General features: G+C 64.6%; 23 protein-coding genes and 1 other RNA gene. 10 read left to right on the top strand and 14 right to left on the bottom strand.

The window, feature by feature from the left end:
- Positions 1-122: 122 nt before the first annotated feature.
- From ABDK11_RS17465 to ABDK11_RS17440, 6 genes are all read right to left on the bottom strand, one after another.
- Entirely contained in the window at positions 123-1655 is a 1533-nt protein-coding gene (locus ABDK11_RS17465) for a cryptochrome/photolyase family protein (RefSeq protein WP_346837803.1), read from the bottom strand.
- 68 nt (positions 1656-1723) lie between these two features.
- A complete protein-coding gene (locus ABDK11_RS17460; RefSeq protein WP_346837802.1) occupies positions 1724-3010 on the bottom strand; it encodes a DASH family cryptochrome in 1287 nt (428 codons plus the stop codon).
- A gap of 80 nt (positions 3011-3090) precedes the next feature.
- The gene (locus tag ABDK11_RS17455; protein WP_346837801.1) at positions 3091-4284 is read right to left on the bottom strand and encodes a CaiB/BaiF CoA-transferase family protein; all 1194 of its coding nucleotides are present in this window, start codon (positions 4282-4284) and stop codon (positions 3091-3093) included.
- Positions 4285-4416: 132 nt separating this feature from the next.
- Positions 4417-5562 (bottom strand): acyl-CoA dehydrogenase family protein, encoded by a 1146-nt coding sequence (locus ABDK11_RS17450; protein ID WP_346837800.1) that lies wholly within the window; start codon positions 5560-5562, stop codon positions 4417-4419.
- A gap of 103 nt (positions 5563-5665) precedes the next feature.
- Positions 5666-7822 carry a 3-hydroxyacyl-CoA dehydrogenase NAD-binding domain-containing protein gene (locus tag ABDK11_RS17445; RefSeq protein ID WP_346837799.1) on the bottom strand — a complete coding sequence of 719 codons (2157 nt, stop codon included), beginning with the start codon at positions 7820-7822 and terminating at the stop codon, positions 5666-5668.
- A 143-nt stretch (positions 7823-7965) separates the two neighbouring features.
- Entirely contained in the window at positions 7966-9177 is a 1212-nt protein-coding gene (locus ABDK11_RS17440) for an acetyl-CoA C-acetyltransferase (RefSeq protein ID WP_346837798.1), read from the bottom strand.
- A 246-nt stretch (positions 9178-9423) separates the two neighbouring features.
- Between ABDK11_RS17440 and ABDK11_RS17435 the strand changes: the two genes are divergently transcribed.
- Positions 9424-10608 carry an OmpA family protein gene (locus tag ABDK11_RS17435; RefSeq protein WP_346837797.1) on the top strand — a complete coding sequence of 395 codons (1185 nt, stop codon included), beginning with the start codon at positions 9424-9426 and terminating at the stop codon, positions 10606-10608.
- A gap of 855 nt (positions 10609-11463) precedes the next feature.
- Here ABDK11_RS17435 and ABDK11_RS17430 read toward each other — a convergent pair.
- Entirely contained in the window at positions 11464-12498 is a 1035-nt protein-coding gene (locus ABDK11_RS17430; RefSeq protein ID WP_346837796.1) for an AraC family transcriptional regulator, read from the bottom strand.
- Between the two features lie 185 nt (positions 12499-12683).
- Here ABDK11_RS17430 and ABDK11_RS17425 point away from each other — a divergent pair, with 185 nt between their 5' ends.
- A complete protein-coding gene (locus ABDK11_RS17425) occupies positions 12684-12995 on the top strand; it encodes a helix-turn-helix domain-containing protein (protein WP_346837795.1) in 312 nt (103 codons plus the stop codon).
- A 43-nt stretch (positions 12996-13038) separates the two neighbouring features.
- Here ABDK11_RS17425 and ABDK11_RS17420 read toward each other — a convergent pair whose 3' ends face one another.
- The 3 genes from ABDK11_RS17420 to rpiA all read right to left on the bottom strand — a co-directional run bounded on the left by ABDK11_RS17420 (position 13039) and on the right by rpiA (position 14963).
- Positions 13039-13419, bottom strand: coding sequence for a DUF4168 domain-containing protein (locus tag ABDK11_RS17420; RefSeq protein WP_346837794.1), 381 nt, complete (start codon positions 13417-13419; stop codon positions 13039-13041).
- Between the two features lie 196 nt (positions 13420-13615).
- Entirely contained in the window at positions 13616-14248 is a 633-nt protein-coding gene (locus ABDK11_RS17415; protein ID WP_346837793.1) for a transglycosylase SLT domain-containing protein, read from the bottom strand.
- A gap of 37 nt (positions 14249-14285) precedes the next feature.
- Positions 14286-14963: a ribose-5-phosphate isomerase RpiA gene (gene rpiA / locus ABDK11_RS17410; RefSeq protein ID WP_346840214.1), complete on the bottom strand. Its 678-nt coding sequence runs from the start codon at positions 14961-14963 to the stop codon at positions 14286-14288.
- 187 nt (positions 14964-15150) lie between these two features.
- Here rpiA and ilvA point away from each other — a divergent pair, with 187 nt between their 5' ends.
- Together ilvA and ABDK11_RS17400 are read left to right on the top strand one after the other, a co-directional pair.
- On the top strand, positions 15151-16719 hold the full coding sequence (gene ilvA / locus ABDK11_RS17405; RefSeq protein ID WP_346837792.1) for a threonine ammonia-lyase, biosynthetic: 1569 nt from the start codon (positions 15151-15153) through the stop codon (positions 16717-16719).
- A gap of 219 nt (positions 16720-16938) precedes the next feature.
- Positions 16939-17076 (top strand): hypothetical protein, encoded by a 138-nt coding sequence (locus ABDK11_RS17400; RefSeq protein WP_193162318.1) that lies wholly within the window; start codon positions 16939-16941, stop codon positions 17074-17076.
- Between the two features lie 256 nt (positions 17077-17332).
- Here ABDK11_RS17400 and ABDK11_RS17395 read toward each other — a convergent pair whose 3' ends face one another.
- From ABDK11_RS17395 to ABDK11_RS17380, 4 genes are all read right to left on the bottom strand, one after another.
- Positions 17333-17926: a 5-formyltetrahydrofolate cyclo-ligase gene (locus tag ABDK11_RS17395; RefSeq protein ID WP_346837791.1), complete on the bottom strand. Its 594-nt coding sequence runs from the start codon at positions 17924-17926 to the stop codon at positions 17333-17335.
- Between the two features lie 64 nt (positions 17927-17990).
- Positions 17991-18171, bottom strand: a non-coding RNA gene (ssrS, locus tag ABDK11_RS17390) — 6S RNA.
- A 71-nt stretch (positions 18172-18242) separates the two neighbouring features.
- Positions 18243-18563, bottom strand: a complete 321-nt coding sequence (locus tag ABDK11_RS17385; protein ID WP_346837790.1) for a cell division protein ZapA — start codon at positions 18561-18563, stop codon at positions 18243-18245.
- Entirely contained in the window at positions 18563-18766 is a 204-nt protein-coding gene (locus ABDK11_RS17380) for a TIGR02449 family protein (protein WP_346837789.1), read from the bottom strand. The genes ABDK11_RS17385 and ABDK11_RS17380 overlap by 1 nt, the downstream gene beginning before the upstream one ends.
- A gap of 345 nt (positions 18767-19111) precedes the next feature.
- Between ABDK11_RS17380 and ABDK11_RS17375 the strand changes: the two genes are divergently transcribed.
- The 6 genes from ABDK11_RS17375 to ABDK11_RS17350 are packed head-to-tail and all read left to right on the top strand — an operon-like array spanning position 19112 to position 25807.
- On the top strand, positions 19112-19669 hold the full coding sequence (locus ABDK11_RS17375) for a UPF0149 family protein (protein WP_346837788.1): 558 nt from the start codon (positions 19112-19114) through the stop codon (positions 19667-19669).
- Positions 19670-19680: 11 nt separating this feature from the next.
- Positions 19681-21060, top strand: a complete 1380-nt coding sequence (gene pepP / locus ABDK11_RS17370; protein ID WP_346837787.1) for a Xaa-Pro aminopeptidase — start codon at positions 19681-19683, stop codon at positions 21058-21060.
- Positions 21057-22313, top strand: a complete 1257-nt coding sequence (gene ubiH / locus ABDK11_RS17365) for a 2-octaprenyl-6-methoxyphenyl hydroxylase (RefSeq protein ID WP_346837786.1) — start codon at positions 21057-21059, stop codon at positions 22311-22313. Before pepP ends, ubiH begins: the two co-directional genes overlap by 4 nt.
- A 54-nt stretch (positions 22314-22367) precedes the next feature.
- A complete protein-coding gene (locus ABDK11_RS17360; protein WP_346837785.1) occupies positions 22368-23600 on the top strand; it encodes a UbiH/UbiF/VisC/COQ6 family ubiquinone biosynthesis hydroxylase in 1233 nt (410 codons plus the stop codon).
- A gap of 59 nt (positions 23601-23659) precedes the next feature.
- Entirely contained in the window at positions 23660-24676 is a 1017-nt protein-coding gene (locus ABDK11_RS17355; protein WP_346837784.1) for a rhomboid family intramembrane serine protease, read from the top strand.
- Between the two features lie 6 nt (positions 24677-24682).
- Positions 24683-25807: a CNNM domain-containing protein gene (locus tag ABDK11_RS17350; protein WP_346837783.1), complete on the top strand. Its 1125-nt coding sequence runs from the start codon at positions 24683-24685 to the stop codon at positions 25805-25807.
- Positions 25808-25945 lie beyond the last annotated feature (138 nt).

Here is a 25945-nt window from a genome sequence, read left to right as displayed (position 1 = left end):
ACTTTAACGCAGTGCGGGGCATTTCGGAATGGCCGGATAGATCACGTTTGCGCTGGCGATCGCGATCGCTAAATATGTTTGACTAGCGCCCTGCTTGCGCGTAACGGCCGCGCGAACCCGGCTCAGAAATCCTGCGGGTTGCGGATGATCTGCCGCGCGCGGCTGCGCAGTGCCTGCAGCTCGTCTCTGTCCAATTTGTCGAGCAGGCTCAGCATCATCGCCATGCGCGGGTTGCCGGAAAAATGCGCGCGTTTCTCGGCGAGAAAATTCCAGTACAGGCTGTTGAACGGGCAGGCGTCGTCGCCGGTCTTTTCCTTCACGTTGTAGCGGCAGCCCGCGCAGTAGTTGCTCATCTTGTGAATGTAACTGCCGCTGCTGATATACGGCTTGGTCGCCACCAGGCCGCCGTCCGCGTACTGGCTCATACCGCGGGTGTTGGTGATTTCCACCCACTCGATCGCATCGATATAAATGCCCAGATACCAGGCATCTACCTGGTCGGGGTGTACCTGGGTGAGCAGGGCGTAATTGCCGGTGATCATCAGCCGCTGGATATGGTGCGCATAGGCGTGCTCGAGGCTGTTTTTGATCGCGTGGTGCAGGCAGTTCATCTGGGTGTCTGCGCTCCAGTAAAAATCCGGCAGGTCGTTATGGTTGCCGAGGCGGTTGCAGCGGGCGTAGCCGGGCATCTCGCGCCAGTAGATACCGCGCATATATTCCCGCCAGCCGAGAATCTGCCGCACATAGCCTTCCACCTCGTTGATCGAGATGGTGCTTTTGTTCTGCTGCCAGTGCTCGATCACCGCGTCGATGACCTCGCGCGGGTGCAGCAGCTTGCTGTTCATGGCAAAGCTCAGGCGGCTGTGGAAAAGGTAGACTTCGTCCGGGTCCATCGCGTCCTGGTAATCGCCGAAGTGCACCAGCAGGTGTTCGCAGAAGTAGCGCAGCACCTTCAGGCCGTCGGCGCGGGTGGTGGGCCAGTTGAATTGGCGCGGATCGATGTTGCCGAAGGTTTTTACCCCGGCCGTTTCGATACGCTGCAGCGTCGCGCGCACATCCTTGCGGAACCCCTGTTCGTGCGGGATGGCCGGTTTGCCTTTCCATTTGCGGCGGTTGCTCTGGTCGTAATTCCACTGGCCGCCGACCGGCTTGTCGCCATCCATCAGCAGGTTGTGCTTGCGGCGCATATGCCGGTAGAAACTCTCCATCAGCAGCGATTTCTTGCCATCGAAGAACTGCGTTAGTTCGCTGCGGCTGGTGAGGAAGTGCTCGCTGTCCACGGCCTCGCAGCCGATGCTGAGATCGTCGGCCAGTTGCTTTAGCTGTTGGTCGAGGCGGTATTCGTCCGGCAGCTGGTATTCGAATTTCTCGATACCGTGTTGCTGCACCAGCCGGGCGATATTCTTGCCGAGGTGCTGGGTGTTCTCGGGCGTGTCGAGCTGCCAGTGGATCACCTGCTTGCCGCGCCCGCGCAGCCACGCGGCAAAGGCGGCCATGGCCTCGAAAAAGGCCACCACCTTCTGCACATGGTGTTTGACGTAGTCGGTCTCCTGGCGCATTTCGGCGAGGAAATACAGCGTGTCGGCATCGTCGTCGCGATACCAGGAGTGCTTGTGGTTGAGCTGGTCGCCGAGAATCAGCCGCAGGGTTTTCAATCTTGTTATCCGTTTTTTCGTGCCGCCGGTACCGGTTCGGGGGCAGGCGCCAGTTCTGGCTGGCGGCGCTAGCGGAGCCACTGGCGGCGGTAGCGGCCGTCCGCGTCGTAGCGCGCGGCCTGCGCTTCGATATCGAATCTGCGATCGCGCGGGTCGTTGCCCGCGCCGCACTGGTAGAGCCAGTTGCCTGTGTTACTGTGCACGTCGTGGTCGATCAGCAGGCTCTCGAACCAGGCGGCGCCGATGCGCCAGTCCTGGCCCATTTCCTTGCACCAGTAGCTGGCCACATTCTGCCGGCCGCGGTTGCTCATCCAGCCGGTGGCGGCGATCTCGCGCATGTTGGCATTGACGAAATCGTACTGCGTGCGTCCTTCGATCCACTGTTGCAGCACTTCCGGGTCGTGCCGCCCGTGATGTGGCCGAGTGCTGAGGCCGCTGGCGTGGAAAATCCGGTCGCCGTGCTGCAGCGAGATATATTTGAAAAAATCCCGCCACAGCAGTTCGAAGATCAGCCAGTAGGTATCTTCGTTGGCGATCACATCGCGCTCGAAGGCCTTCACTTTCCAGTACACGTGGCGCGGCGACAGGCTGCCGTTGGCGAGCCACGGCGACAGCTTGCTGCTGTAATCCCGCCCCAGCAGGCCGTTGCGCGTGTGCTTGTAGCGGGTCAGGCCGAGGGTGCGCCAGAAGTACTGGTGAACCCGTGCGCGCGCGGCGTTGCTGCCACCGACAAACGGAAACACGCTGCGCGGATCCCGCTCGAACGGTTCCAGGCCGAGCGTTTCCATGTCGGGTATACGGCTGTCGCACTCGATCAGATTGCCGGGGCGCCGGCAGGGCGGGTTGGGCAGCTGCGCGCGCACCGCGATGTGCCCCTCGCAGCGCTGGCGGAATGCGGTGAACACCTGCGGCAGGTCTTCGAGTGAGGTGAACGGCATGTCGTCCGGGTGCAGCAGGAACTGGTCGTAGCACTCGTGCAGCCGCACGTCGCGCAGCTCCGGCCGCGCCAGCACGCGCTCGAGCGTGTGGCGCTCGTCGCGGGTCCATTCGCGCTGGCGGTAGATGTCGGTCACGTTGTAGCGCCGCACGATATCCGGCAACAGCAGCGCGGGGTCGCCGTGGCAGATGATCAGCGAGATATTGAGGGCGTGTAGTTGCGTGCGCAGGTCGCCGAGGGTCTGGCGGAGGAACTGCGCCCGGTACTTGCCGGTGCGCGGGAAACCGAATTCACTGGTGCGGAAATACTGCGGGTCGAAACAGTAGAGGGCGATGACGCCGGCATCCTTGCTACAGGCCTGATGCAGTGAGCAGTTGTCACCGGTGCGCAGATCGTTGTGAAACCAGACCAGGTTCATTGCTCAGCCTCTAGGCCGGATCGCGGTGATGGCGGGCCCAGTGCCCGACCACAACCAGCCAATCCGGTCAGCGGTGGCGCTCAGGTAACCGCGCCCTCGTCGCACAGCCGCTCGAACTCTTCATCGCTATATCCCAGTAAATTTAGCAGCTCCCGCGAGTGGGCGCCGAGTTTCGCGCCGGCGGTGTGCACGTCGGGCTTGTCGCCATCGAAGTCGAACGGCGTGTTGATCTGCGCCAGTGCTGTGCCGTCGTCGAAGTCTGCGCGGCACAGCATGCGCCGCTCGCGCAGCAGCGCGCTGCCGGCGGCCTCGCCGAAGTTGAGCACCGGTTCCACACAGGCGTCGCCGTCGGCGAACCGGCGCACCCAGTCGGCCTGGGTGCGGGTGGCGATCAGGGCGGCGATGTCGCGCTTGAGGGATTCCTGCTGGTCCGGCTCCAGCACCCGCTGCAGCCACTCCGGGTGACCCAGCGCGGCGAAGAACTGCTGGGCAAACTGCGGCTCGAGGCTGCCCACCGACAGGTAGCGGCCATCGGCGGTGCGGTAGTAGTCGTAGTAGCTGCCGCCATTCAGCAGCTCGGCTTCCAGCTGCGGATCGCCGGCACCGGCGAGCGCATTGGCGCCGCTGACGGCGTTGAGGGCGAAGGCGCAGTCGGTCATGCTGATATCGATGCGGCTGCCCTTGCCGCTCTGCTGGCGCTGGTAAACCGCGGCGAGAATGCCCATCACCGCGTGGTGCGAGCCGCCGGCGATATCTGCCACCTGCGTGCCCGCCAGGCTGGGGCCGGACGCGGCGCGGCCGGAATAGCTGGCGAGGCCGGACAGGGCCAAGTAGTTGATATCGTGCCCGGCGCGATCTTGCAGCGGGCCGCTTTGCCCGTAGCCGGTAATGGAGCAGTAGATCAGGTCCGGGCGCGTCTGTTGCAGTGCCGCGTAGCCGAGCCCGAGCTTGTCCATCACCCCGGGGCGGAACTGTTCCAGCACCACGTCGTATTCCGCCAGCAGGCGCCGCACGATTTCGCCGGCGGCCGCATGCTTGAGGTTCAGCGCCAGGGATTGCTTGTTGCGGTTGATGGTGGCGTGGGCGGCGGACACCTTGTTGCCTTCGCCCACCATCGGCGGCAGGCCGCGCAGCATGTCCGGGCGTGTGGGCGATTCGATCCGCAACACCTCGGCGCCCATATCCGCGAGCAACATGGTGGCGTAGGGTCCGGGCAGCAGGGTGGTGAAGTCGAGGATCTTGAGGCCGCTGAGCGGGCCGTTATTCTGCTTCATGGTGTTGTGCAAATTTGTAGCGTGCGCCGTGCGCACCGGTTTGCCTGCGGGCAGGTTTCTCTACAGCGGCTCTCTCCTCCTGACCCGCTACCCCGGCCCCTCTCCGTGGGGAGAGGAGCGCGGCTTTTGCGCTTAGTCCTTTAACAGATCGCGCGAGATGATCAGCTTCATGATTTCGTTGGTACCGGCGTAGATGCGCTGCACGCGCGCGTCGGCCCAGGCGCGGGCCACCGGGTATTCCCACATATAGCCGTAGCCGCCGTGCAGCTGCACGCACTCGTCCAGCAGCTTGCACTGGAAATCGGTGGCCAGCAGCTTGGCCTTGGCGGCGGTGGCGGCATCGAGCTTCCTGTCGTAGTGCAGTTCCAGGCAGCGGTCGATAAACACGCGCAGTGCGGTAAGTTCGCTGTCCAGCTCCGCCAGTTTGAACTGGGTGTTCTGGAAGGCGGCGATGGGTTTGCCGAAGGCCTTGCGCTCGCGCACATAGTCGACGGTCCAGCGCAGCGCCGCGGCGGCGTTGGCGATGGCACCGATGGCGACCCCGAGGCGCTCTTGCGCCAGTTCCTGCATCAGGTACACGAAACCCTGGCCCTCGCCGCCGAGCAGGTTCTCCGCCGGCACCTTGACGTCGTCGAAGAACAGCTCGGAGGTGTCCTGGGCTTTCATGCCCACCTTGTCCAGGTTGGTGCCCTTCTGGAATCCGGGCAGGTCGGTCTCTACCAGTAACAGGCTGACACCGGCGGCGCCCTCGTCGGGATTGGTCTTGGCCACCACAATCACCAGGTCGGCCAGCTGGCCGTTGGTGATAAACGTCTTGGAGCCGTTCAGCACATAATGGTCGCCGTCTTTAATCGCGGTGGTGCGCACATTCTGCAGGTCGGAACCGGTACCGGGTTCGGTCATGGCAATGGCGGTAATGATCTCACCGCTGATGCACTTGGGCAGGTATTTCTGTTTCTGCTCCTCGCTGCCGTAGTTGACGATATACGGCACCGCGATATCCGAGTGCAGGCCCCAGCCGATGCCGCTGAGACCGGCGTGGGAAATCTCTTCGGCGACGATGGCGTTGTAGCCGAAGTCCAGCCCCAGGCCGCCGTACTCCTCGGGAATCTGCGGACACAGGAACCCCATCTCGCCGGCCTTGTTCCACAGGGTGCGGTCGACCTGGCCGTCTTTTTCCCACTGGTGATGAAAAGGCGCAGCCTCTTTTTCCAGGAATTTGCGCACGGTATCGCGGAACTGCTCGTGTTCCTCGTTGAAGACGGTTCTCGGGATCATCGCTGTTCTCCATTTTTTCATGCCGGGAGACCGCTGCTCGGGCCTCCCGCGGTTTTTGTTCTGCCCGCGGGCGCGGCCGGCGCCCGCTGATTTACATACGCGGTCAGTCGTCGCTCAGCGCACTGTTGTTCCGCGCCAGCTTTTCCAATAGTGGCGGTGGCGTAAAGCGCTCGCCATAGTGGTCGGCGAGTTCCTGCGCGCGGGCGCGGAAGTCGGCCGGGCCGTACTGGTTGACGTACTGCAGCGCGCCGCCGGTCCACGGCGGGAAGCCGATACCGAAAATCGAGCCGATATTGGCATCGCGCACACTGCGCAGCACCTGTTCTTCATAGCAGCGCAGTGTTTCCACGGCCATCGCGAACAGCAGCCGTTCTTTGACATCTTCGAGTGGTGGCTGGCGCTGCGCCGGCGGGAACTCCACACCCAGGCCGCTCCACAGGTGTTTCTTGCCGTTATCGGGATAGGTGTAGAAACCGCCACCGGCGGCCTTGCCGGCGCGGCCCAGTTCCAGCATGCGGTCGATGGCGGCGTCGGCGGGATGCGCCGGCGGCTTTTCGCCCTTGCGCTCGAAGTCGGCCACCGTCTGCTGGCGGATGCGGCCCATCAGTGTCAGCGAGACTTCATCGCTGACCGCCAGCGGCCCTACCGGGAAGCCGGCCAGCGCGGCGGCATTTTCTATGGTGGCCGGGCACACGCCCTCGCCGAGCATAGCGATGCCCTCGTTGGTGAAGCAGCCGAATACCCGCGAGGTGAAAAAGCCGCGGCTGTCGTTGACCACGATCGGTGTCTTGCCGATCTGCAGCACGAAGGCGAAGGCGCGCGCCAGGGTTTCATCACTGGTCTGCTCGCCGCAGATGATTTCCACCAGCGGCATCTTGTCGGCGGGGGAAAAGAAGTGCAGGCCGATAAAGTGCTGCGGCCGCTCGGCGGCGCGGGCCAGGCCGGTGATCGGCAGGGTGGAGGTATTGGAGGCGAACACGGCGTCGTCGCCCAGCTGCGCCTCCGCCTCGCGGGTGACCTCGGCCTTGAGGTCGCGATCCTCGAACACCGCCTCGATCACCAGCTGGCAGCCCTTGAGGTCGGCCGGGTCGATGGTGGTGTGAATGCGGCCGAGTACTGCCTGCATATCGGCTTCGCTCATGCGCCCGCGGTCGACGCGTTTCTGCAGCGCGCGCGCGGTGTAGGCGCGGCCCTTTTCCGCGGCGTCGAGGGAGACATCCTTGAGCACCACGTCCACGCCTTTGTGGGCACAGGCGCAGGCGATGCCGGCGCCCATCATGCCGGCACCGAGAATGCCGATTTTCTCGACCGGGGGCGTGTTTATGTCGCGCGCGGCCGGCGGTAATGAGGCGCCGGCCTTGATCGCGTTGAGGCCGAACCAGAAAGTGCCGATCATATTTTTCGCCACCTGGCCGCAGGTGAGCTCGACGAAGTAGCGCGATTCGATGCGCGTGGCGGTATCGAAATCCACTTCGGCCCCTTCGACCACCGTGGCCAGTATCGCCTCCGGTGCCGGCAGGCAGCCCTGGGTTTTCTGTTTCAGCATCGCCGGGGCGACCATCAGCAGCTGCGCATTTTTCGGGTTCTTGGCGTCGCCGCCGGGCATGCGGTAGCCGGGCTGGTCCCACGGCTGCTGCACGGTTTCGCCGCGGTTGGCGAGCACAAAGGCGCGGGCGTGTTCGAGCAGCTGCTCGGCGTCGCTGGCGAGCTGGTGAATCAGGCCTGCGTCGAGCGCCTGTTGCGCGTCCACCTGTTTGCCCTCGAGCAGATACGGCAGCGCATTCTGCATGCCCAGCAGGCGCGGCATGCGCACACAGCCGCCGCCACCGGGCAGCAGGCCGAGGGTGACTTCGGGCAGGCCGATCTTCACCTTGCGCTCGTCGAGCGCGATACGGTGGTGGCAGGCCAGCGCCAGTTCCCAGCCGCCGCCGAGGGCGGTGCCGTTGATCGCCGCTACCACCGGTTTGCCCTGGGTTTCGAGCCAGCGCAGGTCTGCTTTCAGGGCCTGGCAGTTGGCGAAAAAGGCTTCGGCCTCCTCGCGTTTGGCGGCGTAGAGACCCTTGAGGTCGCCGCCGGCAAAAAAGGTTTTCTTCGCCGAGCGCAGGATGATGCCGGTGTAGTCTTCACCCTGCAGTTGCTGCACCACGGCGTGCAGCGAGTCGGTGAAATCGCCGTCCATCACGTTGGCGGAGGCGTTGGGGTTGTCCAGGATCAGGTGGACGATATTGTCGCTGTCTTTTTCCAGGCGAATGGATTTCATCGTTTTATCCTTTTGTTTGCGAGCCATGGAGGGCTCGCGCGCAAACCGGCTGCGAACGCAGGCGGATTGTCGTGTCCGGTTTGCGAACAGGCGCCGCAGACCGGCGTGGGAAAATACAGGGCAGTATTTTCTTCACGAGTGAATCAGCCGAGACGTTCGATGATGGTGGCCACACCCATGCCACCGCCGACACACAGTGTCACCAGGCCGTAGCGTTGCTCGCGTACTTCCAGCTCGTCCAGCACCGTGCCGATCAGCATGGCGCCGGTGGCGCCGAGCGGGTGACCCATGGCGATGGCGCCGCCGTTGACGTTGATCTTGTCCGGGTCGATATCCAGCTCGTGTTGGAAGCGCATCACCACGGCGGCGAAGGCCTCGTTGACTTCAAACAGGTCGATATCCTGCGCCGACAGGCCGGCGACCTTGAGCGCCTTGCGTGTAGCCGGTGCCGGGCCGGTGAGCATGATGGTGGGATCGGTGCCGACTACGGCGGCCGAGACAATGCGCGCGCGGGGCTCGATGCCCAGGCTTTTGCCCGCCTGTTCGCTGCCGACCAGCAGCGCCGCGGCGCCGTCGACGATACCGGACGAGTTGCCGGCGGTGTGCACATGGTCGATACGCTCCACCTGCGGGTAGCGTTCGCGGGTGACATTGTCGAAACCCAGTTCACCGAGGCCGGCGAACGAGGGTTTCAGCTGGCCGAGGCCTTCCATCGAGGTGTCCGGGCGCACCAGCTGGTCGTGATCGAGGATCAGCAGGCCGTTCTGGTCGCGCACCGGGATCACCGATTTGGTGAACGCCTTTTTCTGCCACGCGGCGGCGGCCTTGCGCTGCGATTGCAGCGCGAAGTTATCCACATCCTCGCGGGTGAAGCCGCCGAGGGTGGCGATCAGGTCGGCGCCGATGCCCTGCGGGGCGAAGCCGGTATCCAGCGCGGTGCGCGGGTCCGCGGCCCAGGCGCCGCCGTCGCTGCCCATCGGCACCCGCGACATGGATTCCACCCCGCCGGCCACCACCAGCTGCTCCCAGCCGCAGCGTACCTTGGCCGCGGCCAGGTTGACTGCCTCGGCGCCGGATGCGCAGAAGCGGTTCAGGGTGACGCCGCCCATGTCCCAGTCCCAGCCGGCGACCAGCGCGGCGGTCTTGGCGATATCGGCACCCTGGTCGCCGATCGGGGTGACACAGCCCATGACGACGTCGTCGACGGCTTTGCTGTCGAGATCAGTGCGGCGCTGCAGTTCGCGCAGCAGGTCGGCGAGCAGGGTGACGGGTTTGACTTCGTGCAGGGCGCCGCTGGCTTTACCTTTGCCGCGCGGCGTGCGGATGGCATCGTAAATATAGGCCTCGGTGGGCATGGTGCGTGCCTCTCTGGTTGAGGAGTTGTTGTTATTGGTTTTTCCGTTGCCAGTAACCTTAGTTCCACCCGGCAGAGCTGCAATGATCAAAGGCATCAGCGGTGGTGACGCGCGCGGAACTAATCGTGACCATAAAGGCAGGTTGGGTTCCGGTTCCGGGTTATTCGGAATCGGACTAATTCGATGACTTTTGTGCCATACACTCAGAGGAGACGTTGAGACGATTCGATCGGCGAGGTAGAACATATGGCGGACAATTTATTGGATATGGCAGTGCGTGAACTGGGCGCTTCCGGTCTCGGTGCGCTGGGCAGTGCGCTGGGTCTTCCGGAAGACAACAGGGAGTCCGCCGTCAATACCGGCCTCGCGTCGGTCGTCGCCGGTATGCTGAACAGAGGCAGCAGCAAGACCGGCATGGCCGGGCTGTTCAATATGGTGACCGGTTCCTCCGGTCTCGACATGTCCTCGATCGGCGATGTGTTCAGCGACCCGGAGCAGATGAGCAGCCTGCAGAAAAGCGGCAGCAATATGCTCGAGGCCATTTTCGGCAGCAAGAGCGCCGATATCGGTAACCTCATTACCAACTCGCTGGGCCTCGGCGGCAATACCGGTGGCAGCCTGCTGAAAGTGGCGGCGCCGCTGTTGATGTCGATGCTGGGTAAACTGGTTAAGAACAAGGGCCTGGATATCGGCGGCCTGGCATCGCTGCTGCTGGCGCAAAAGCCACATATTCAGAAGCAGATTCCGAAAGGCCTGCTGAAGGAAATCGGCGTGCACGAGTTCGGCGATCTCGGCCAGCAACTGGAAACCCACGGTCACGGGGAGCCGCAGACCGCGCATGTGCACCACACACCGCAGAAAAAAGGCGGATTCGGCAAATGGTTCTGGCCGCTGTTGATTGCGCTGGCGGCGCTCTATGCACTGAATATGTGTGCAAAAAAACAGAAGGTGGAAGACCGGCCCGGCGAGCCGATGCTGGAGCAGAAGCAGACGGCCACCGGCGAGCAGCCCGCCCAGGGTACGGGTGCGGTTGAGGATTTCGCCACTCAGTTCCGCAGCTATCTGGGCAGTGCATCCCGCGATCCCAATCGCGAGTTTCCGCTGGCGATCGAGTTCGAAACCGACAGCGCAACGGTTACCAGCCAGACCACGCCCAATGTGGATGCCCTGGTGACGATCTTGAAGGACAACCCCGCAGTGACCGTGGCGATCGAGGGTCATACCTCCAGCGAGGGGGATGCGGCCAGGAACCAGCAGCTGTCTGAGCAGCGCGCGCAGGTTGTGCGCCAGATGCTGATCGACAAGGGCATCGACGGCGAGCGTATTTCCGCCACCGGCATGGGCTCAAGCAAGCCCATTGCCGACAACAACACCGAGGAAGGCAAAAAGAAAAACCGCCGCATCAGCGTGCGGGTGGTGAAATTCGAGTAGCCCGATCCGGAGCGATAAAAAATCCCCGCCGTAGCGGGGATTTTTTATGGGCGAATACAAAGTCCGGTTCTTTTACTGCAGTCCAGTGCCTGCAGTGGCCGGTAAGCGATGCTGCTGAACTGAGCCACCACACCCGGTCTCCGGGGGGGCGGGCGGACACAAGGTCCGCCCCTACGGAAAATGGCTCGGTGTTTTTACGCGGTTCAGCGCCTGCAGTGGCCGGTAAGCGATGCTGCTGAACTGAGCCACCACACCTGGTCTCCGGGGGCAGTGCGGACACAAGGTCCGCCCCTACGGAAAACGGCTCGGTGTTTTTACGCGGTTCAGCGCCTGCAGTGGCCGGTAAGCGATGCTGCTGAATTGAACCACCGCATCAGATCTGTAGGGGCGAACCTTGTGTTCGCCCGACGTGCAGCCGGCAGCGGAGTCCGGGCGGACACAAGGTCCGCCCCTACGGAAAATGGTTCGGTTCTTTTAACGTGGTTCAGTGCCTGCAGTGGCCGGTAAGCAATGCTGCTGAATTGAACCACCGCATCAGATCTGTAGGGACGAACCTTGTGTTCGCCCGGCGTGCAGTTGGCACCGGGGGTCGGGCGGACACAAGGTCCGCCCCTACGGAAAACGGCTCGGTGTTTTTACGCGGTTCAGTGCCTGCAGTGGCCGGTAAGCAATGCTGCTGAATTGAGCCACCACACCCGATCTGTAGGGGCGAACCTTGTGTTCGCCCGGCGTGCAGTTGGCACCGGGGCTCGGGCGGACACAAGGTCCGCCCCTACGGAAAATGGCTCGGTGTTTTTACGCGGTTCAGTGCCTGCAGTGGTCAGTAAGCGATACAGCCTCTGACCGATCATCAGGTTACTCGCGGAATTTCTCCCGATACGCACCGGGTGCCAGCCCGGTCCATTTCTTGAACGCGCGGTTGAAGGCGCTGGGTTCGGAAAAACCCAGTCGCTCGGCGATATCCGCCACGGGGGTTTCCTGTTTCTTCAGCTGGTACACCGCCATGTCCCGGCGCACCGAGTCCTTGATGTCCTGCCAGCTGTTGCCCTCGTCGCGCAGGCGCCGGCGCAGGGTCTGCGGCGAGGTGAACAGGCGCTCGGCCACTTCATCCAGGGACAGGTTCTCGATGCTGTTCTGCTGCTGCAGCATGCGGCGGATGCGGCCGGTGTAGCTGTGGTCGGACTTGTACTGCGCCAGCAGGCATTCGGGCGCGCGGGCGAGGAATTCAGTCAGCTGCTGTTCGTCGCGCACCAGCGGCAGCTGCAGGTAGCGGGTGCTGAATACCAGGCAGGTCTCGCGCTGGTTGAAGTAGTGCCGGCACGGGAACATGTCGTCGTAGTCTTCGTTGTATTCCGCCGGCGGGAAGGCCAGCAGAATCCGCTCGAGCAGGATGGTGCGATCGATCAGCCAGCTGAAAAAGCGCAGCCAGATCAGCGCCAGCGACTCCACGAACACCTGGTTGGGCAGGCCCCTGGGGTTGTCGTGATGGATCAGCAGGCGCGCTTCCTCGCCGTCTTCCACCAGCTTGATATGCAGGTCGTCGCTGACCATCGAGACGAAGCGTGCGGAGCGCAGCAGCGCGCGGCGCAGGTTGGGGCAGCTCAGGCAGGCGTGGCCCATCATCGCGAAGGTGCCGCGCAGCCACGGGCGCGCCAGGTAGCCGCCGGACTCGTCGCCGAGCAGGTCCCACTCGTGGCGCAGCATGACCGCCACCTGTTCGCGCGGGATGCGGTTGTCCGGGTTGTCGAGCAGGGCCGGGTCTATGCCGCTGTCGAGCAGCAGCCGCTGGCAGTCGAGCCCCGCGGCGTGCGCGCCGGCCAGCTGTGCACGGATGGCGGCAGAGAGGATGCCCGGTTCGATATCGCGAAATTTGGGGGTGTCGGTATCCACTGCCTCGGCCTCAATTTTCTGCTTGTGCGCGGGCGGGTTCCCGCTGTTATGGAGTGGGATTATGCGCAAAGCGGCGCGGAAAGTCAGTTTTGTCGGCTGGCGATGGAGCGACCGGCTGGTCTGCATGCGTGAGTCGGGCGCGGGGCTGTGATAAAACGGGGGGCCCAGTTCAAGGAATCCAATTCATGTCCGCACCCGTGCAATCGTCCCTCAATCCCACCATCTGCCGGCGCATGCTGATCGCCCACCTGATCCAGCAGCTGCCCAAACCCAACAACCCGGCGCTGGAGGCGGCGACCGGCTGGCCGCGGCGCACGGTGCAGGATGTTATCGCCAAGGGTCTGCCGGGCCACGGCACGCAGGTGGAATTTGTGCAGGAGGGGGTGCGTAACAACGACGGTTACTATGTGCTGCGGGACTGGGGGTCTTTCGATCGCGAGTGGATCGCGGCACACCTGGAGGAGATCTGTCGGGTGCTGGAAGTGCGGCTCGACTGAGCCGGCGCTGAGCGGCAGCCGGGGCCGCCGCTCCTGCGGGCGGTTACTGCTCGGTGGGCGGCTCCATGGCCTGGAGGATTTTGTTGACCCGCTGCAGCAGCGATGGGTCGGCCTTGATGCTGGCGGCGATTTGCTGGTACTCGTCCTTCGACAGTCCCTCGGCTTTGATCGCGGCAATCATCTTGCCCTGCGCCTCGGTATTGATTGCCTCGGCCTCCTTGATATCCGCCGCCGCCTTGAGCTTCGGCGCATATTCGCGGCTGAGCATCACGATGGAGCGGTAGGCGTTGGCGAATTGCTGCAGTTTGGGTTCACTGTAGGAAACCTTCTGCGCACTGGCCTTGGCGCCACCGTCCTGCGCCTGGACCGTCGGCAGGGCCAGGACCAGGGTGAGCGCGGCAAGTATTAGAGCTGGAGTTTTCATCGGTCACCTCGTAAGTGGACAGGGACGCTTTTGCCAGCGCCTCGTTGGTTTAGTGCTTTGCACTCAACGCCGGCTTTTGTCCGAGCAAAAGTCCGGGGCTGTCAGCTCAGGGTAGACAGTCTTCGCGCGGCGATGCTCAATTCGCCGCCATCCACGCATTTTTTTGCCTGCTGTCACATCGGGCGATGGGCGCGCCTCAGAAAATTCCCAGGAACTTGCCGCGCCGTTTCAGCGAGCCTTCACAACTGCTCAGCTGGCGCCGGTAAGTCTGCGCGCGCGCCGACACTTTGTGGGAGACTTTTGTCAGCCAGGGTTTTTTCCTAAAAGTGCGCCGGTTAAAGCCACCCTGCCCCTCGTGATAGGCGAGATAGAGGTGATAGGTATCGTTCGGACGAATGCGGCACTGGCGCGCGCTGGTATTGCTGTACCAGCCGACGAAGTCGATCGCATCGCCGAAATCGTCGCGGTCGGCGCCGTAGTTAAAACTGGAGCGCTCGTAGGCGCGCCAGGTGGAGCCCAGCGCCTGGGCGTAGCCGTAGGCGTCGGACGGGCGCGGGCCGGGAATGAACCACAGGATCTTGGTGCGCGGCGGGCGCGCGTCCTGCACGAAGCGGGATTCCTGGTGCAGTATCGCCATCAGCGTGGGTACCGGTGTGCCCCACTTCTCCTCGGCGTCTTTGGCCTCGCCGTACCAGTCGTCCTTCTCGCGGAAGATCGAGCAGATATTGTCGGGGTTTTTCGGCGGGCTGACCGAGCAGCCCGCGCTGAAAAGTGTGGCGATCAGTGGCAGCAGCAGGGCGGCGCGGCGCCGGTTATTGTTTTTGTGCATGGCGGTTGTTATTGCAGTTCCGTGTGCGAGTGTTGTTCTAGCTGGCGGCGGTGTGGGTCTCCACGCCGTCGGCGGTGCCCAGCAGCAGGATATCCGCCGGGCGCATGGCGAAGATGCCATTGGTCACAACACCGGTGAGGTTGTTGATCGCGTTTTCCAGCGCCAGCGGGTCGGTAATCTGTAGATTGTGCACATCGAGGATGACATTGCCATTGTCGGTAGTGACGCCCTGGCGGTAGACCGGGTCGCCGCCCAGCTTGACCAGCTCCCGCGCCACCAGCGAGCGCGCCATCGGGATCACCTCTACCGGCAGCGGGAAGCTGCCCAGCACCGGGACCCACTTGCTGTGGTCGGCGATGCACACGAACTCGTCGCTGCAGGCGGCGACGATCTTCTCGCGGGTCAGCGCCGCGCCGCCGCCCTTGATCAGCTGCAGTGCCGGGTTGGTCTCGTCGGCGCCATCTACGTAGACGCAGATACCGTCGACGCTGTTGAGGTCGTAGACCGGGATACCGTGCGCCTTGAGGCGTTGTGCCGAGGCCTCGGAGCTGGCCACGGTGCCGTCGAACTGGCCCTTGATCTCCGCCAGGTAGTCGATGAAGTAGTTGGCAGTGGAGCCGGTGCCCACGCCAACGATGGCGTCGGCTTCCAGTTTGGGGGCGATGTAGTCGATGGCGGCGCGGGCGGTGGCCTGCTTCAGTTCATCCTGGGTCATGGAGCGCTGGAGATCCTGTGCAATTTTTCGCATTGATTGGCCGGGCCTGGGAGAATATTTCGCGCAAGACCGGCATTTCGGTGGCAATTATGCTGTCGTAGGATTAGACTGGCGATCTCGCACCGCGCTCCGGCCCGCCCGCTGTCGCGGTCGCGGCCGAAGATTCACCAACGGCAGCCTTCACGCCATGCCCAAGTCCTATATCAAGCGCATTCTAGACGCGCGCATTTACGATGTCGCCACCGAGACGCCACTGGAGCCGATGCGCCAGTTGTCACACCGCTGTGGCAACCGCATTCTGCTCAAGCGCGAAGACCTGCAGCCGGTGTTCTCGTTCAAGGTGCGCGGCGCCTACAACAAGCTGCTGCAGCTGCCCGCCGACCAGCGCGCCCGCGGCGTCATTGCCGCCTCCGCCGGCAACCACGCCCAGGGCCTGGCCATGGCCGCGGCGCAGTTGGGGGTGCGCGCCACCATCGTGATGCCCACCACCACCCCGCAGATCAAGGTCAACGCGGTGCGCATGCGCGGTGCCGAGGCAATACTGCACGGCGACACTTTCGACGAGGCGGCCGCGCGGGCCAGGGAACTGGTGGAAGAGCGTGGCCTGACCTTCGTGCACCCCTACGACGATCCCGATGTGATCGCCGGCCAGGGCACGGTGGCGATGGAGCTGTTGCGCCAGCACCCGGGCCATCTGGACGCGGTGTTTATCCCGGTGGGCGGCGGTGGCCTGGCCGCGGGCATGGCCGCCTACATCAAATACGTGCGCCCGGAGATCGCCGTCTATGCGGTGGAGCCCGAGGACGCCGCCTGCCTGAAGGCGGCGATGGATGCGGGCGAGCGCGTGCGCCTGCCCCAGGTGGGCCTGTTTGCCGACGGCGTGGCCGTGGCACAGATCGGCGAGGAGACCTTCCGCGTGTTGCGCCAGACCATCGACGGCGTCATCACCGTGAGCAGCGACGAGATCTGTGCGGCGATCAAGGATATCTTCGAGGACACCCGTTCCATTGCCGAACCCGCCGGTGCCGTCGGCCTGGCCGGGATGAAGAAATATATCGAGCAGAGTGGCAGCCGCAATGCGGCGCTGGCCACTGTGTGCAGCGGTGCCAATACCAATTTCGACCGGCTGCGCTATATCAGCGAGCGCACCGAGATCGGTGAGAAGCGCGAGGCGGTGCTGGCGGTAACCATCCCCGAGCGTCCCGGCAGCTATCTGCAGTTCTGCCGCGACCTGGGTGACCGCGCCATCACCGAATTCAACTATCGTTTTGCCGGCGCTGCCGGGCACCGCGCCCACGGCGGCGAGGCGCATATCTTTGTCGGCCTGCAGGTAGCCACCGACGTGGATCGCCAGCAGCTGGTGGAGCGCCTGGACAATGGTGGCTACCGGGTCACCGATCTCACCGACAACGAAATGGCCAAGCTGCATATCCGCCACCTGGTGGGCGGCCGCGCCGAGGGCCTGACCGACGAGGTGGTCTACCGCTTTGAATTCCCGGAGCGCCCTGGCGCGCTGCGCAAGTTCCTCGAACAGCTGGCCGGGCGCTGGAACATCACCCTGTTCCACTACCGCAACCACGGCGCCGCCTATGGCCGCGTGCTGGTGGGCATGCAGGTGGCTCCCGCCGAGCGCCAGGCGTTGCACGATCTGCTCGAGCAGCTGCACTACCCCTTCTGGGACGAGAGTAGCAATCCGGCCTATCAGTTCTTCCTGGCCGGCAATGGAAAGTCTGTTGAGACCGCTGTGGCAGGTTGAATTGGCTGCCGGGTAGACGTCACGGCGGGCCTTGTCGACTTTTTTTGTGCAAAAGTGCGACAAAATTCACAAAAAGTGGGCAGTGTCCGGTTACTATTTGGTCGATTCTGAAGTATCTTGGCTGCCGTGGAACTTTTGCGTTAGAGCGACTCTAACGCGGGGTGAAACGCGGATAACAAGGCTTACAACAAGAACAGCCGATCTAACAGGATGGTCCCCATGAAACCCGATGCACTGACAATCGCAGTGGTTGTCTTTGTCGCGGGCGTACTGCTGAGCAGTGCGGGTCTGCCCGAGGTATTTGCCTCGGATCCAGAACCGCCGGCCGCTCTGCAGCAGGGAGTGGTTACGCGCTGAGCGCGGCCGCTCCGCCCGGCAACAGACGAAAAAGGCCGGTCGCACAAGCGACCGGCCTTTTTTTATGCGGGTTTGCGGCGGTAACCACCGCTGCGCGGGCCGCCCCTACAGGCGTGGACCACGTGGTTCCAATCCATCGCGGCACTTGCGGAGCGCACCGGGTACAGAAGTCGCTATGACTGCCGGGCGGGTTCCGTAGGGGCGGACCTTGTGTCCGCCCGCGCGGGCCGCCGGCCCACTCCTCCCGGCCCCGCACTCAGCGACAGCGGTACAGGCGCCGCTCCGTCACCACCCCGCCGAGCGGAATATCCCAGCTGTCAGTCGGCAGCGTGGCCACGCACTGCAGCTGGTGCGCGGCGCCGATCAGCACCGGCCCGGTGCCCGGCAGGTGCCGTTTGAAGGCAAAGGTGCGGTCGTAGAAGCCGGCCCCCATGCCCAGCCGCGCGCCGGACTCGTCGAAAGCCACCAGCGGCACCAGCACCAGGTCCAGGTGCTGCGGTGCGATACTGCGGCCGCGCAGGGGTTCGGGAATGCGGAAGCGGTTGCGGTAGCTCAGCGGGCCGCCGTGCCAGTGGCGAAAGCGCAAATGCGGGCGCGGTGCCGCCGGCAGTACCGGCAGGTAGAAATGCTTGTGAGGGTAGCGCCGCTGCAGCCAGCGGATATCCAGTTCGCCGTCCATCGGCCAGTACAGGCCGATATGCTGCGCGCGCCGCAGTAGCGGGCTCTGCGCCAGGCGGATGGCGGCGGCGTATCCGTGTTGTCGCTGCTGGTACAGCGACAGCGCGCGCCGGGCCGTGCGCATGCGTCGGCGCAACTGTGCCTTGCTCTCGCTGGCTGCGGATAACTGCATGGAGTTTATCGGCCGGTGGGAAAACCGGCCCGGTTCATGGGTGAAGCGGGCCGGCATCAGAATTTAGAGCCCCGAACGTGCGGCTGAAGACGTAGCCTTGAACCGTGAAGTTCAAGGTGGTGGTCGCCGGGATGCATTAGGCTTTCCGCTACGCGGCGGACTTGCACACCAACACCCGCTGGAGACCTCCAGGGTGAGATTATCGGCTCGAGGACATAGTCAACTGGCCAACACCTCAGGGCGATTTGAATTATAACGCCCATGGCCTCGAATGGCTAAATGACTTGTTGTGGAAATCGGGGGATTGCGGCGCTTGTCAAGCGTCTTCGGGATCCAGTTTGCCCAGGGCCGACTGCACCTTGTCCTGCAGGCGGTTGAGCATTTCCTGTTCCAGCGGTACGCGCGCCAGTTCCGATTTGGCCTGGATCAGCTCGTGGGCAATATTCAGTGCCGCCATGACCGCGATGCGTTCGAGGCCGATGACCGAGCCGCTGGAGCGAATGAGCGACATGCGCTCGTTCAGCAGCCGCGCGGAGGCCTGCAGTTCGGTGCGCTCGTCTTCGGCACAGGCAACCCGGTACTCCTTGTCGAGGATGGAGACGGTTACGGTTTCGGCGGTTGGTGTTGAGTCACCCATCAGGATTCTTGCGCTAGGCCCTTGAGGCGGTTAATCATGGCTTCGACCCGAGTGCGGGCGACTTCGTTATTTTTTACCAGGCGCTGGCGCTCGCGCTGCCAGTCGGATTCCTGCTGGCGCAGTTCCCGATTGTCGTCGGCCAGCTGCTGGCAGCGGGCGATCAGCGAGTCCACAGTGCTTTCTAACGCTTGTAACTTGTCCATAATTCCTGCGTTGGATGTCTGCGCTCGGATCTCCGCAGCGCTGGCTCAGGGACTGTACGGGACGCCAACGCGGCTACCGAATTCGATCTCTACAGGCCCCAAGTAAACTCGCAACACGACAGACTGCGAGGGATTCCGCTACTATATTGCCGGCGTATGGGAGGGTCAATTGCCACGCCCGCGCGGGCCATCACAAAATTGCCCGCCGGCGGCTTGTCGCGTGCGTTTGCGCCCCACTGTACAGGCGGCGCCGCGGAACTTTGCCGGGCAAATCGGCAAACTGCACAAACTCTGACCACCCTCGCGCGCCAACCGTTAACGCAACGCAAAGAAAGAGCAGTTTCCATGACAGCACCGGACTCACCGTTCGATTCCCTCGCCAATACCATTCTCGCTGCCGGCGGCGTGACCGGACCCGGGGAGCTGCACGGCTTTGTGTGCGGCATGCTGTGCGCCGGTGCGCGCCCGGACCCGCAGCGCTGGCAGCACGAGCTGGCGGAGCTGCTGCAGCTGGAGGCGGTGCCCGCGGAGCTGAACCGGGAATTCCTGCAGCTGGCCGAGCGCAGCCTCGAGCAGCTCGGCAGCGGCGCCTTCGATCTGCAGCTGCTGCTCGCCGACGACGAGGACATCACCGTGCGCGCCCGCTCCCTCGGCAGCTGGTGCCAGGGGTTCCTGCTCGGTTTTGGTCTCGGTGACCAAAAGGGCAAGCTGGCCGAAACCAGCAGCGAGGCGCTGCAGGATATCGGCAATATTGCCCAGCTCGATGCCGAGGTGGTGGACGCTTCCGAGGAAGCGGAAAAACAGCTGCTGGAAGTGCAGGAGTTTGTGCGCGTGGCGGCGATGAATATCTTCACCGAAACCGCCGGCGCCGAGCGCGGGGCCGGCGGGCCCACGCTGCACTGAGGGGCGCGTCGATGGCGACAGCGAGTGCCGCTCCCGCCGTATCCGCAGCCGCGATCGGCCGCGCCGAATACGCGCGCCGGCGCGCGCGGCTGACCGCGACACTGCCGGCCGGCAGTATCGCCATCGTGCCCGCCGCGCGCGAGCAGCTGCGCTCGCGCGATACCTATTTCCCGTTCCGCCAGGACAGCGACTTTCTGTATTTAACCGGCTTCAACGAGCCGGAGGCGCTGCTGGTGCTGGCCCCCGGCCGCCGCCAGGGGGAAACGCTGCTGTTCTGCCGCGAGCGCGATGCGGAAAAAGAAATATGGGATGGCCCGCGCCTCGGCCCGGAGCGCGCCGCCGAACACTGCGGCCTGTGCGATGCCTTCCCGATCGGCGACCTCGACGACATACTGCCGGGCCTGCTGGAAGGCCGCGAGCGCATCTATTTCACCATGGGCCGCTTCCCGCAGCTGGACCGGCGCCTGCAGCACTACCTGCAGCGCATTGGCAGTGCACCCGGCAGCGCCGGCGCGCCGGAGATGGCCGACCTGGATCACCTGTTGCACGACCTGCGCCTGGTCAAGAGCGCGGCGGAAATCCGCCTGCTGGCGCGCGCCGCCGAGATCTCCGCCGCGGCCCACCGCCGCGCCATGGTGCGTTGCGCTGCGGGCCTGTACGAATACCAGCTGGAAGCGGAGATACTGCATACCTTTGTCGATGCCGGCGCGCGCGAGCCCGCTTACCCCACTATCGTCGGCGGTGGCCGGAACGCGCTTGTGATGCACTACTGCAGCAACAATGCGGCGCTGAAAAACGGCGACCTGGTACTGGTCGACGCGGGCTGCGAATATCGCGGCTACGCCGCCGACGTGACCCGGACCTACCCGGTTAACGGGCGCTTTACCGCGCTGCAGAAAGCGCTCTATGAAATCGTGCTGGCGGCCCAGGCCGCCGCCATCGACGCGATCCGCGTCGGCGCCGACTGGGATGCGCCCCACGCCGCCAGCGTGCGCGCCACCACCGAGGGGCTGGTGGAGCTGGGCCTGCTGCGCGGTGACGTCGACGGCCTGATCGAGTCCGGTGCCTACCGCCGTTTCTATATGCACCGCGCCGGCCACTGGCTCGGCATGGACGTGCACGACGCCGGCGATTACCGCGTGCACGGCTGCTGGCGGCAGCTGGAGCCGGGCATGGTGATGACGGTGGAACCGGGGCTGTATATCGCCGCCGACGACGCGCAGGTACCGGAAAAATTCCGCGGTATCGGCATCCGCATCGAGGATGACGTGGCGCTGACCCGCGACGGCACGCGGGTGCTGTCGGCAGCGGCCCCCAGGACCGTGGCCGAGATTGAAGACACCATGCGCGAGGGGGCAACGGCGACAGAAGTACAGGGAGAATTGTGGTGACCGCAGACAATAAACAGTCCGAACAGCCCGCGACCGGGGTGGACGTCGCCATCGTCGGCGGCGGCATGGCCGGGGCCAGCCTGGCGCTGATGCTGGCGCACTACTGCCCGCAGCTGTCGCTGGCGTTGCTCGAGCGCCAGCCGCTGCCGGATCCGCAGGCCAGCCTGCAGCTGCCGAGTTTCGATACCCGCGCCACCGCGCTGGCCGCCGGCAGCCTGCAGCTGTTCGCCGAGCTGGGGTTGTGGCCGGCACTGCGCGAACACTGTGCACCGATCGAGCATATCGGTGTCAGCGATCGCGGCCGCGCCGCCGGCATAGCGCTGCGCGCGCCCGAGGAGCCCCACGCCAGTTTCGATGGCATGCTCGGTGCGGTGATCGAGAATGCCGCGCTGGGGCCGCTGTTGCACCGGGCGCTGGCGCGCACCGGGGTGCAGCTGCTGGCGCCGGCGCAGGTCGACTCGGTGCAGATGCATGAGGACAGCGCGCAGCTGCAGTGGCGCGCCGGCGATCGCGAGCACACATTACGCGCGCGCCTGCTGGTGATCGCCGACGGCACCGACTCGCCGCTGTGCCGCCAGCTGGGGATTGATATCGAGCGGGTCAGCTACCGCCAGCGCGCGCTGGTGACCACAGTCGGCCTGGCGCAGCCCCACGGCAACCGCGCCTACGAGCGCTTTACCGACGCCGGCCCGATGGCGCTGCTGCCGCTGCCGCCGCGGGGCGGCCAGCACCGCATGGCGCTGGTGTGGACCTGTGAAGCGGCTGACGCCGAGACGCTGGCGGCGCTGCCGGAGCGCGACTTCGTGGCCCGCTTGCAGCGCGCCTTCGGCTGGCGCGCCGGGCGTATCGAACGCGCCGGCCGGCTGCACAGCTACCCGCTGAGCCTGTCGCTGGCGCGCGAGCAGTGGCGCCGCAATCTGGCGCTGGTGGGCAATTGCGCCCACTTCCTGCACCCGGTGGCGGGGCAGGGCTTCAACCTGACCCTGCGCGACAGCTACGGCCTGGCGCAGACGCTCGCCCGTGAAGATCTGGCGCGAAATTCACCCGGGCAGCTAGACTTGTTAGAAGGATTCGGGCGCCAACGGCGGCGGGATCAACAGTTGACCATTGGCTTCAGTGACCGCGTCCCGCCGCTGTTTGCGGCCCCGGGCCTGATGGCGCGGGGGCTGCGGCAGGTGGGGCTGCTGGGGCTGGCGCTGGCACCGCCACTGCGCGCTGGTTTTGTCGGCCAGGCGGCCGGATTTGGGCTTTAATTGTCTGCGCACCGGGCGGCGATGCCGCGCGGTTGAAAACGGCGAAATATCACTATGAACAGACAACGTTTGGACATCGCAATCGTCGGCGCCGGCATGGTCGGGCTGGCCCAGGCCGCGCTGCTGGCAGTGCGCCACCCGCAGCTGCAGATCGCCGTGCTGGAGGCGTCCACCGAGGCGCCGCAGGTGTCCGACACGCACCACGATCCGCGTGTGGTGGCCCTGACTGGCGCGTCGCGCGCGTTGCTGGAGGAAGTCGGCGTCTGGGAGCAGATCGGCGCGCGCGCCTGCCCCTACACCGAAATGCGCGTCTGGGACGCCGAGGGCACCGGTTCCGTGTGCTTCAACAGCCGCGATGTACAGCTGCCGGACCTGGGGCATATCGTCGAGAACAATGTGGTGGTGTCGGCCCTGCGCGCGTGTCTCGAGGCGCTGCCGCACGTAGAGCTGGTCACCGGCTTCCGCCTCGAGAGCTGGTGGCGCGACTGCGGCCTGTGGCACCTGCAGCCGCGCAGCGACCGCGTCAACGTGATCGAGGGGCTGGAGGAAAACAGCGAGATACTGCGCACCCGCCTGCTGATCGGCGCCGACGGGGCGCGCTCGCGGGTACGCGACCTGCTGCACATCCGCTGCCGCGATACCGACTACCACCAGACCGCGCTGGTGTGTGTGGCCGAGTGCGAAAAACCGCACCAGCACACCGCCCGGCAGCGCTTCCTGAAGAGCGGCCCGCTGGCATTCCTGCCGCTGGCCGGGCTCGGTGACGATCGCCACTGCGCGGTGGTCTGGTCCGCGGACGAGACGCTGGCCCGGGAGCTGGTGATGCTCGACGACCAGGCTTTTGCGCTGAATCTGGAGAAGGCCTTTGAGAGCCGTCTCGGCAATATCATCTCGGTCAGCGAGCGCTTCTCTTTTCCGCTGCGCGCGCGCCACGCCGAGTCCTATTACGGCCCCGGCGCGGTGTTGATCGGCGACGCCGCCCACAGTATTCACCCCCTCGCCGGCCAGGGCGTCAACCTGGGCCTGCAGGATGTGCAGGTGCTCAGCGAGGAGATCGCGCGCGCGCTCAAGCGCGGCCTCGACCCGGCGGACACCTCGGTGCTGGCGCGCTACCAGCGCCGTCGCCGCGGCGACAACGCCGCCACCCTCAAGGCCATGAGCACGTTCAAGTCCCTGTTCGGCGCCGGCGACCTGCACTGGCGCTGGCTGCGTAACACCGGATTGAGTATGGTGGACGCCAGCCCGCTGCTGAAGAAACGCATTATTCTGCGCGCGATGGCGGTTTAGCCCGGCCGACAGGCGGGCCGCGGGCCCGCCGCAGCCGCGCACCAACATGGGCCCGACTTTTGAGCCACTGGACCACGCTCCGCGAATTTCCCCTCGACCAGGACCTCACCGAACTGGCGCGCTTTATCCAGCGCTGCCACCTGCCCCTGCGTATCAGCGAGGAGGGCAACCGCCAGCGGTTGTCCACACCGGATCCGCGCCTCGGCGATCTGCTGTTGCCGCTGCTGGACCGCTGGAGTGCCGGCGAGCTCGACCTCGACCAGGTGCGCGTGGAACCGGTACCCGCAGAACCGCCCGAGGCTGGGCCGGCGCCCGACAATGCTGCTACCGATGCGGCGGACACCTCTGCCGACAACACCTCCGCCGACAACCCCGGCACCGAACCGCCCCCGGCGGCGCCAGCGCAGGCGGTGTCGACACTGCCGAGCTGGCCGTGGCACCGCACCCCGCTGAGCCTTGTGCTGATCGCGCTGTGTTTTATCGGCTGGTTGGTCGTGCGCGAAAACCTGGAGCAGTTGCTGGCCATTTACCCACAGCCCAGCGGCGGGTTCAGCCCGGGCAATTCGAGCCTGGCCTGGCACCTGCGCAACGGTGAATACTGGCGGCTGTGGACGCCGGCGATTCTGCATTTCTCGCTGCCGCACGCGCTGTTCAATGCGATGGGTATCTGGATTCTGGGGCGGCCGCTGGAAGCGCGCGCCGGCAAGCTGGCGTTCGCGGCGCTGGTGCTGATCGCGGCGCCGGTGTCCAACCTGGCGCAGTACTACTGGTCGCCACAGATATTATTCGGCGGTATGTCCGGTGTGGTGTACGCACTGGGTGGTAGCGTATTCGTGTTGCAGCGCTGGCAGCCGCAGTGGAGTGATGTGCCCGCGGGCATCGTCGCACTGATGGTCGGGTGGCTGTTGATCTGCGCGACCGGTTTATTCACGTTTATTTTTGGTGTCGGCATTGCCAATGCGGCGCATCTGGGGGGATTCGTCAGCGGGCTGTTGCTCACCGCACTCTACTGCCTCGCCGGGGGCGCAAAAAATTTTGCCGCGAGCGGCGTTCGTGAAAATGATACGACCGCCTGACCGCCAATGTTGTTACTGATTGTTTATGTGCTGGTGGCACTCGGCTTTTCCTTCCTGTGCTCGATTGCCGAGTCGGTCATTCTCAGTGTCACCATGCCCTATATCACGCTGCTGGAGCGCGATGGCCACCGCGCCGGGCGGCTGCTGCGCCGGCTGAAACAGGACATCAACGCGCCGCTGGCGGCGATTTTAACCCTCAACACCGTCGCCCACACCGCCGGCGCTGCCGGTGCCGGCGCCCAGGCGGCGGCGGTGTTCGGCAATAATTACCTGGGGCTGGCGTCGGCGGTGCTGACGCTGCTGATCCTGGTGTTTTCGGAAATTATCCCCAAGACCTTGGGCGCGGTTTACTGGCGCCGATTGGCACCGTTGACCGCCTATATCCTGCGTTTTCTGGTATGGATATTGTATCCATTTGTAAAGATGGCTGAGTGGCTGACCCGCGGCCTGTCCGGTGGCACCACGCTGACCGGATTCAGCCGCGAAGAGTTTGCGGTGATGGCCGAGCTGGGCGCCGCCGAGGGGCAACTGGAGCGGCGCGAGTCGAATATTCTGCGCAATCTGTTTTTCACCCTGCGCGACCACTCGGTGCGCGAGGTGATGACGCCGCGCACCGTGGTGTATTCGCTGTCGCGGGAGGCGACTGTGCAGCAGGCCTATGAGGACGTGGAAAGGAGCCGCTTTACCCGCATCCCGATTTACGAGCGCGACGACCCGGACTGCGTGGTCGGGTTTGTGCTGAAAGGGGAATTGCTACTGGCCTACGCGCGCGGGCGCGGTGCCGACAAGCTGGTCGACTACCGCCGCGACCTGCTGGTACTGCCGGAGACGGCCACGATTTATCAGGCGTTCCAGAAGATGCTCGCGCGGCGCATGCAGATCAGCGCGGTGGTGGACGAGTACGGCGGCCTCGAAGGGCTGGTCACGCTCGAAGACCTGCTGGAAACACTGCTCGGCGAGGAAATCGTCGACGAAGCGGACAAGACGCCGGACCGGCAGGCGCTGGCGCGACGCCTGTGGCGCTGGCGTTCAAAACGCCATGGATTAAAAGTAGACGAAGCGGCGCAACAGGCGCATGATAAGGAAGAATTGGACGACAACGGCGATGACGGGCAGCCGCCTCAAAATTGAGTGGGTTCGGCGCGCCGGGGTTGAAAAAAGGGCATTTGCCCCCATTAATTAAATTGTGCGATGTCGACTGCGGCTGCGCGCCGGGTCGGCAGAAACAGAAGTGTGTTTCTCGGCTTGGGCCTGAAACTTTTTTATCGG

The organism is Microbulbifer sp. SAOS-129_SWC (assembly GCF_039696035.1).
Taxonomy (GTDB): domain Bacteria; phylum Pseudomonadota; class Gammaproteobacteria; order Pseudomonadales; family Cellvibrionaceae; genus Microbulbifer.
Note: the sequence above shows the minus strand (reverse complement) of the source record. Positions and strands in the feature narration are given on the sequence as shown.

What these genes read in the sequence shown, in the direction of transcription:
- ABDK11_RS17375 (WP_346837788.1), top strand. Translation starts at nt 19,112, where the DNA reads ATGACAGCACCGGACTCACCGTTCGATTCCCTCGCCAATACCATTCTC.
- ABDK11_RS17435 (WP_346837797.1), top strand. Translation starts at nt 9,424, where the DNA reads ATGGCGGACAATTTATTGGATATGGCAGTGCGTGAACTGGGCGCTTCC.
- ABDK11_RS17425 (WP_346837795.1), top strand. Translation starts at nt 12,684, where the DNA reads ATGTCCGCACCCGTGCAATCGTCCCTCAATCCCACCATCTGCCGGCGC.
- ABDK11_RS17385 (WP_346837790.1), bottom strand. Translation starts at nt 18,563, where the DNA reads ATGGGTGACTCAACACCAACCGCCGAAACCGTAACCGTCTCCATCCTC.
- ilvA (WP_346837792.1), top strand. Translation starts at nt 15,151, where the DNA reads ATGCCCAAGTCCTATATCAAGCGCATTCTAGACGCGCGCATTTACGAT.
- ABDK11_RS17440 (WP_346837798.1), bottom strand. Translation starts at nt 9,177, where the DNA reads ATGCCCACCGAGGCCTATATTTACGATGCCATCCGCACGCCGCGCGGC.
- rpiA (WP_346840214.1), bottom strand. Translation starts at nt 14,963, where the DNA reads ATGACCCAGGATGAACTGAAGCAGGCCACCGCCCGCGCCGCCATCGAC.
- ABDK11_RS17395 (WP_346837791.1), bottom strand. Translation starts at nt 17,926, where the DNA reads ATGCAGTTATCCGCAGCCAGCGAGAGCAAGGCACAGTTGCGCCGACGC.
- ABDK11_RS17360 (WP_346837785.1), top strand. Translation starts at nt 22,368, where the DNA reads ATGAACAGACAACGTTTGGACATCGCAATCGTCGGCGCCGGCATGGTC.
- ABDK11_RS17455 (WP_346837801.1), bottom strand. Translation starts at nt 4,284, where the DNA reads ATGAAGCAGAATAACGGCCCGCTCAGCGGCCTCAAGATCCTCGACTTC.
- pepP (WP_346837787.1), top strand. Translation starts at nt 19,681, where the DNA reads ATGGCGACAGCGAGTGCCGCTCCCGCCGTATCCGCAGCCGCGATCGGC.
- ABDK11_RS17445 (WP_346837799.1), bottom strand. Translation starts at nt 7,822, where the DNA reads ATGAAATCCATTCGCCTGGAAAAAGACAGCGACAATATCGTCCACCTG.
- ABDK11_RS17400 (WP_193162318.1), top strand. Translation starts at nt 16,939, where the DNA reads ATGAAACCCGATGCACTGACAATCGCAGTGGTTGTCTTTGTCGCGGGC.
- ABDK11_RS17380 (WP_346837789.1), bottom strand. Translation starts at nt 18,766, where the DNA reads ATGGACAAGTTACAAGCGTTAGAAAGCACTGTGGACTCGCTGATCGCC.
- ABDK11_RS17420 (WP_346837794.1), bottom strand. Translation starts at nt 13,419, where the DNA reads ATGAAAACTCCAGCTCTAATACTTGCCGCGCTCACCCTGGTCCTGGCC.
- ABDK11_RS17415 (WP_346837793.1), bottom strand. Translation starts at nt 14,248, where the DNA reads ATGCACAAAAACAATAACCGGCGCCGCGCCGCCCTGCTGCTGCCACTG.
- ABDK11_RS17460 (WP_346837802.1), bottom strand. Translation starts at nt 3,010, where the DNA reads ATGAACCTGGTCTGGTTTCACAACGATCTGCGCACCGGTGACAACTGC.
- ABDK11_RS17450 (WP_346837800.1), bottom strand. Translation starts at nt 5,562, where the DNA reads ATGATCCCGAGAACCGTCTTCAACGAGGAACACGAGCAGTTCCGCGAT.
- ABDK11_RS17350 (WP_346837783.1), top strand. Translation starts at nt 24,683, where the DNA reads ATGTTGTTACTGATTGTTTATGTGCTGGTGGCACTCGGCTTTTCCTTC.